Source organism: Parafilimonas sp. (assembly GCF_047606085.1).
GTDB lineage: Bacteria > Bacteroidota > Bacteroidia > Chitinophagales > Chitinophagaceae > Parafilimonas.
In genome coordinates this window covers 1-6929 of the sequence record NZ_JASGEX010000232.1, presented here as the reverse complement: position 1 = coordinate 6929, position 6929 = coordinate 1, and the positions used below count along the sequence as shown (strand labels likewise).

6 protein-coding genes are annotated in these 6929 nt (G+C 42.7%); 1 reads left to right on the top strand and 5 read right to left on the bottom strand.

The features are described 5' to 3' along the window. From QM629_RS20675 to QM629_RS20655, 5 genes are all read right to left on the bottom strand, one after another. Nucleotides 1-259: hypothetical protein (locus QM629_RS20675; RefSeq protein WP_415161812.1), on the bottom strand; the 259-nt coding region annotated here is incomplete at its 3' end. A 70-nt stretch (nt 260-329) separates the two neighbouring features. Continuing rightward, nucleotides 330-2009, bottom strand: a complete 1680-nt coding sequence (locus QM629_RS20670; RefSeq protein WP_415161811.1) for a RagB/SusD family nutrient uptake outer membrane protein — start codon at nt 2007-2009, stop codon at nt 330-332. Between the two features lie 28 nt (nt 2010-2037). After that, entirely contained in the window at nt 2038-5031 is a 2994-nt protein-coding gene (locus tag QM629_RS20665; RefSeq protein WP_415161810.1) for a SusC/RagA family TonB-linked outer membrane protein, read from the bottom strand. 167 nt (nt 5032-5198) lie between these two features. Continuing rightward, a complete protein-coding gene (locus QM629_RS20660; protein ID WP_415161809.1) occupies nt 5199-5543 on the bottom strand; it encodes a HesB/IscA family protein in 345 nt (114 codons plus the stop codon). 166 nt (nt 5544-5709) lie between these two features. Next, the gene (locus QM629_RS20655) at nt 5710-6570 is read right to left on the bottom strand and encodes an aminotransferase class IV (protein WP_415161808.1); all 861 of its coding nucleotides are present in this window, start codon (nt 6568-6570) and stop codon (nt 5710-5712) included. 150 nt (nt 6571-6720) lie between these two features. Between QM629_RS20655 and QM629_RS20650 the strand changes: the two genes are divergently transcribed. Next, nucleotides 6721-6929 (top strand): PD-(D/E)XK nuclease family transposase (locus QM629_RS20650; RefSeq protein ID WP_415161807.1); only part of this gene is annotated, 209 nt, incomplete at its 3' end.

Here is a 6929-nt window from a genome sequence, read left to right as displayed (position 1 = left end):
GGTACAGTTTATTTTCGCCCATATTGGAAGTAAAGAATACATCCGGCAAATCATCATTGTTTAAATCGCCGGTGGCTACGCCACCGCCGTTATAGTAATTTCTGTAGGTAAACCCGTTTTCCAGCTTTCCATCAGTTACTTTGTTGTTGAAGTCAATACCGGTATTTGTCTCCAGGGTAAATAAAGTGTTGCTTTCTCTTGCAGCATGGCAGGACATAAATAAAAAAACAATCAGGGCATATAGCAGTATTAATCGCATAATTTCTTGGTACAAAATAAAAAAGGCCATTGCATAAAATGACCTTTTTTAAAAATTAACAAATAAAAATTCAGTATCCTGGGTTTTGGGTAAGATTAGGATTGGCTATTAACTGGGTGGAAGGAATGGGGAACAATAAATATTTTGAGGAAGCATCTGCATCTTTTAAATCCCAGGCCTGTAAAAATACGCCCATGCGTATTAAATCCTGGCGCCTCCAGCTTTCCCAGTACAATTCCTTTTGCCTTTCTGCCAGCAATGTATTTGCATCGTAAAGATCACTCGTGTTTACCAGGGTTAGCGAAGTCAGGCTGGCTGCTTTTCTTGCAGACCTTAACTCGTTTACCAGGGCAAGCGCTGATGCGGTATTCCCTTTGTTAAGATAGGCTTCGGCCATCATTAAATACACATCGGCCAGCCTGAATATCTGGAGCTGGTTTCCCTGCTGGCCACTGCTGTAGTTATCGTAATCAGGCGGGTATTTAATAATCCTGATACCGTCATCTTCCAGCGTGGTTGCATCGGTTTCAATATTGCTTACGGTAGCGTTGAAGGTTAAGGGGTTCCCATTTCTATCCACCCTTGCTTCCCCGTCTTCATCATATTGCTGCCCTTCAAGCAAACCAACTTTTAAGCCGGAAACATTGGTTACGCCCGGATACGCAACATTGCCTTGCCGCATGGTATCGGAAGCATCGAAAGCTTCGTAAAAATCAGCAATTGTGCTAAAGCCATTCCAGCCTGCACTGCCATAATATCCATAGTCTGCATCTGTTGACACAGCATCTTCATGCCCGTAGGAATTATAGTGCAGGGTCATCATCCATCTTGCATCTATGCCTGCCGTGCTTCGGCCATCATTGCTTGAAACGCCGGGCAGGTTTGGAAGGGCAAAAATCATTTCATTGCCTACGCCAAAGCCATAGGATTCATCTTGGCCGCCGTTATTTGGGCTGAAATTATCAAAGTAATGCGGCGTTAATTCAAGCGCTGCGCCGGTAAGGCTATTGGTTGTTCCGCTTTGAATGATGGCATTGCCAAGGCTGATAATTTCAGCCATATCCGTAGCGTCGGCTGTGCCGGGCGATTCCCTGCTTAAAAATGCCTGTTTGTTTAATAAAACTTTCATTAATAAAAACCTTGCAGCGTTAGGGCTTGCGCTGTAAGGCTGATTATCATCGCTTAATACACTAATTATGGCATTAAGATTCGTGGTTAATGTATCTATTGCCTCGGCCGGCTGCATAACCGGGGGTGCATCAATGGAATTATACTTTTCGACTGTTCTGTAAGGAACCTGGCCATACAGATCCAGATAATAAAATTGCGCTAACGACCTTAAAAATATAGCTTCTGCCGCCTGTTCTGCTGTGGGGCTGAAGGCTAACACGGTAGTGGCATCGCTTTCCAGTGTGCCAAGATTAATAAAAACAGACTGTGCCTGCGTGTGCGTTACATCCCAGGTATGCTGATGAAGCACCCGCCATACGCCATTATCATCCCAGTCTCCGCCACGGGTGGGTACCAAACACTCATCTGTAACCGTTTCTTCTAAAGAAAATATCTGATCCTGGCTGGTGAAAGGCGTATTCAGATCGTTATAGGCATTATTCAGTAATGCTGTAATATCAGAACTGGCAGATGTTCCCGGGCTGGTGAGCGAATCATTAAAAGACTCATCCAGTTTGGTGCAGCCTGCTGAAATTATTAAAAAGGCTGATATTATAATTAGATATTTATTAAGTTTCATTGCATTTTTTTTTTGAGGTAACTATACTTTAATTTCCTAAGCTGAGGTTAATGCCTAAAGTAAAAGAACGCACGGTTGGATATCCCACATAATCAATACCGATGGATGGTATTCCTGTGCTGTTAATATCTGCCTTGGAAACGTTAACCTCGGGGTCAAACCCGGGATATTTGGTTATGGAGAAGAGGTTTACTCCGGTGAAATAAACACTCGCATTTTTAATAACTTTCCCAATATCGCCCATTCTGTAGCTTAAGGTAACGTTGCCCATTTTCATGTAGTTGCCGCTATATAAATAACGGGTTGAAGCAGATACCGGGTTGGCCACGCTTTCCGTAGTATTAATTAATGTTTTTGAAATGTTACTGCCGTTTGTTATAAAGCTCAGGCCTGTAACTGATTGCAATGTGTTATTGTAAATAACGTAATTAAAGGCGCCATGCATGTTTATTACGAGCGACCATTTTTTATAATCGAGCTCGGTTCCAAAGCCAACAATCCACCTGGGATTGGGATCGCCGTTATAAGTAGCCGAATCATCAGTTATAGAAAAGCCGTCTTTGTCAAACCCATAAAATTTACGCAGGTAAAATACATCTACAGGCTGCCCGTTTGCTATGGCCTGCACATACGTGGCCGAAGTGCCTTTGCCATTTAAATTGCCGGTTAACACCATTGGCCCGGAGCCTGCTTCCGGATAAACAAATTTGTTTACCACATAAGTGGCGGTGGGGCTGATAGACCAGGAGAAATTTTTGCCCTGGATAATTTGCCAGTTGAGGCCTATTTCTCCCCCCTTATTGGTAACATATCCTGCTAAATTTTGCCATATAATACCGCTGTTGGCGGGAGCAGCCAGTGTGCCCGGGAACAAAGGATCGGTAGTTTTTTTGAAGAAAACATCTATGCTGCCGGTAAGCCTGTTATTCAGAAAACCAAAATCAATACCGCCGTTGGTAGATGATACCGTTTCCCATTTTAAGTCGGGATTAGCAAAATTTACTACGCTCAGGCTGCCATAGGAAGTATATTGATAGCGGTCTTGCGAAGAGCCTGACGGGAAAGACTGGTTGCCGGTTCTGCCCCAGCCAACCCTGAGAGCCAGGTTATTAAACACTTTACTATTTTTCATAAAGCCCTCATCGCTGACGGACCATTTTCCGGAAACGGCAGGAAAATAACCGTAGCGGTTGTTTTTGCCAAATTTCGTTGACCCGTCTGCGCGGAAAGAGGCAGTAATAATATACTTGTTTTTATAACCCAATTGCACCCTCCCGAAGTATGATTGCAGCTCCGTGGTGGGATCATTGCTTGAAGAAGTGGTTAAATTAGCCTGTTCCCCATCCTGCATGTTATCATAATAATGAATTGGCACTAAGTCGGTAATATCCAGGTTGTAATCAAATTGATATACGCTGCTTGCCTGCCATTTATATTTTGTGGCATAATATTCATAGCCGGCTAAGGCAGTCAGGCTAACATCATTAAAATCTTTTGTGAAGGTTAAAGTATGTGTTATGGTTTGAGAGAAAAGCTGTGCGCTTGCTGTGTTTGCCAGGCCCGCGCCGTCGGCATTTCCGCCGGTACCGGTAATATAGCCCTGCAGTTCCTGCCCCCTTGTGCCGGAACTGTAATTAACGCCATAAAAAAACATATATTCCAGGGAAGGAAATATTTTATATCCTGCAGAAATATTGCCTAATAAAGTTGTAACAACTGCATAATCATTATATGCTCTTGATAATAAAGCCGGGTTAATCTGGCCATTTGGATTTACCGTGTAATCAGTAGCGCTGCGCTGCAGTAATAACGTGGGATTCCATTGCATGGCAAGCGAAACCAAATTACCCGTGCTGCCGGCGTCATTTGAAATGGGGGCGATTTGTTCTTTGGTATTGGCAGCCGTTAGCCCAAACTTAAGGGTAAGCTTATTATCCAAAAATTTATAGCTGCCATTAATATTGCCGATGTATTTATTTAATGCGGTTTTATCAACGAGGCCCGGAAATTTTGAAGCGAAAAACGAAGCCCTGAACCGGCTGTTTTCACTTCCGCCTCCATTAAATGCAACGGAATAATTTTGCGAAAGCTTATGCTGGATAATGGCGTCAAAAGGATTTATGGAGGCGCCTGAATCAGAACTGGCGCCGTATTTTGCCAAAGCCGTTCTATATTCACTTGCATTTAGCACATCCGGCTGCTTCATTAAACCGCCAATGCTCCATGAAGTGCCCACGTCAAATCTTGCGGGCCCGGCTGCTCCTGTTTTGGTTGTAATCATTACCACACCATTTGCGCCCCTTGAACCATAAATAGCTGAAGCCGATGCATCTTTTAAAACAGAAATATCCTGAATATCGCCCGGGTTCAGGTAAGTTAAGGGATTAGCATCCGGCATTGTGCCTAAACCGCTGACACTGCTTATAAAACCAGGCCTTGCTGATCTTCCGTCCAAAGGCACGCCATCAACTACATACAACGGGTCTGTGCCAGACCTGATTGAATTATTTCCGCGTATTTTTACGGAAGCGGGAGCGCCCGGTGCGCCACTCGCAACCGTTACCTGCAGCCCTGCAACTTTACCCTGTAATAACTGATCCGGCGTTGTAGAGGGTATTTTATTAAAGTTCTTGGCAGTAACGGTAGAATAAGACCCGCTGAGATCTTTCTTCTTCGCCGTTCCATACCCAATAACCACCACATCCGTTAAGCTGGAATTATCAGGCGCGAGAGAAACATTCACCGAAGACGATGAGGAAATATCTACGTCCTGGGGCGTAAAGCCAACAAAACTTACAGTTAAGGAAGTGGCAGTGGAAGGCACATTTAAAACGAAATTGCCGGAAGCGTCGGTGGTAGTTCCCGTTTTACCACCTTTTACTACTATGGATGCCCCTGTTATCGGGCTTCCCTTTTCATCAGTAATTTTTCCTGTTACTGTTTTTTGTGATCGTGCAGCAAATGCAAGCAATAACAACGTTGGGCACAGAACGAGTGCCTTGAGCAACCGATTTAATGTCATAATACAAGCAGTTTAAAAATTAACAAGCAATTTTATACAATGCCAAGCAATTAAACCATAAATATAGGTAAACCGTGTAATAATTACACAGTTATCAAAAAATATTTTAACTGCTTATACTTAATGACATACAGGAATTTAAGAAAGCTGCTTAGCAATTGAAGATATTACACTGCAAAGCTTTCGCCGCAGCCGCAGGTGCGTGATGCATTGGGGTTTTTAAAAACAAAGCCTTTGCCATTCAGGCCGTCGGAATAATCGAGCTCGGTGTTTAGTAAATAGAGAAGGCTTTTTATATCTGTAACCAGCTTAAGATGTTCCAGTTCAAAAACCTGGTCAGCAGGTTTCAGTTCATTGTCAAAATCAAGTTTATAGCTTAAGCCGGAACAACCCCCGCCCACTACAGAGACACGCAAAAAATACGTATCGTCAATGCCTGCCTGCTGCATCAGTTCCCTGGCTTTCAACTGCGCTTTTTCTGTGGCTGTTATCTGTTCTGCAACTGTTTCCATAAACCTTAAATTGTGCTGCAAAGATAAAACTTAGTTTATTGAATTGAACAAAGCGGGGCATTCACGCTGAAAGTTTACATTTTATTGATAAACAGAAAAGGTTGGCAACAAGCTGGTTTGTGCGTTATCCCCGGGCAAATCAGGAATGCGTCATGATGCCGGCAGTTTATTCCGGGTTTGTCATTGCCTTCCTCAAAAACCTGTTATATAAATATTCCGATAACTGGTTATCGTAACTCTGCTTATCGCATTGCGCTATCCAGTTAATTCCCCTTACCGCATTTGTAATAAAAAGCTCATGTGCCTCTGCAAGCGCATCAGTTGTTATAGCTGTTTCATTAAAGGGTAGCCCCTCTTTTTTTATGCAATCAATTAAAAATCGCCGCATTACGCCACTTATACAGCCTTCACTTAAAGCAGGCGTTTCTATCTTGCCATCCCGCATCAAAAAAATATTGGCAATCGTTGCATCGGCAACACGATTATTATTATTTAAAATAATGGCATCATCCAGTTTGTTTTCTTTTGCCCACAGTGCGCCCATTGTATATGGCAAAAAATTATTGGTTTTAATGTGAGAAAAATCATCGCAGGTCTTTCTTGCCTTTGTGTAAATGCCTGTTGCCAGCCCTTTATCATTAAATAATAGTGCTGAATTATTTAACGTCCATGTTTGAATGATATAATTGGGAAGATTATTTTCAAAATCATACAGGCTGCCATCGCTGCGAAAAACCGTTAAGCGAATTCTTGCCAGTTTTTGATGTTCATTTTTTCCAGCCAGTTTTTTTATTTCTTCAGCGAGAAAAGCCGCAGTAAAATATGACGGCACATCAAACCGAAAGCTCTGCAAAGAGGAGAACAGCCGCTCAAAATGGTACCTGCTTAATGCTATTTCACCATCCGTTAATCTCATCGTTTCAAAAAGGCCATCGCCAAAACGGAAAGACCTGTTATCAGCAGTAAGAATAGCCTTGCCGGATGCAACCAGCTTATTATTATAGAAAAAATATTTGCCATCTTCCATCAGGCAAAAATAAATGGTGTTTGCACAACGGGAGAAGCAACATTTGCGGTATTAAGATTAATAAAGCTATAGTAATATTACAAGGTAAATCCTGGCCGCCCCGATAATAAATTCATGTCTATATTTGTCTATAGACAAATCCGGGATATTATGGATAAGCCCAGGTACATAGACCTCAGAAGCGATTTCGGATTTAAGCGGGTGTTTGGCACCGATGCAAATAAAGATTTTTTGATAGCCTTCCTCAATGCGCTGTTCCGGGGGCGAAAAAACATTAGCGATATATACTACAACAAGAACGAGCATGTGGGGGATACAGAAGAAATGGGCGGCGTTATTTTCGACCTTACCTGTACAGC

Bases quoted from the DNA above. Each gene is read 5' to 3' on its own strand.
- QM629_RS20665 (WP_415161810.1), bottom strand. From the start codon at position 5,031: ATGACATTAAATCGGTTGCTCAAGGCACTCGTTCTGTGCCCAACGTTG.
- QM629_RS20655 (WP_415161808.1), bottom strand. From the start codon at position 6,570: ATGGAAGATGGCAAATATTTTTTCTATAATAATAAGCTGGTTGCATCC.
- QM629_RS20660 (WP_415161809.1), bottom strand. From the start codon at position 5,543: ATGGAAACAGTTGCAGAACAGATAACAGCCACAGAAAAAGCGCAGTTG.
- QM629_RS20670 (WP_415161811.1), bottom strand. From the start codon at position 2,009: ATGAAACTTAATAAATATCTAATTATAATATCAGCCTTTTTAATAATT.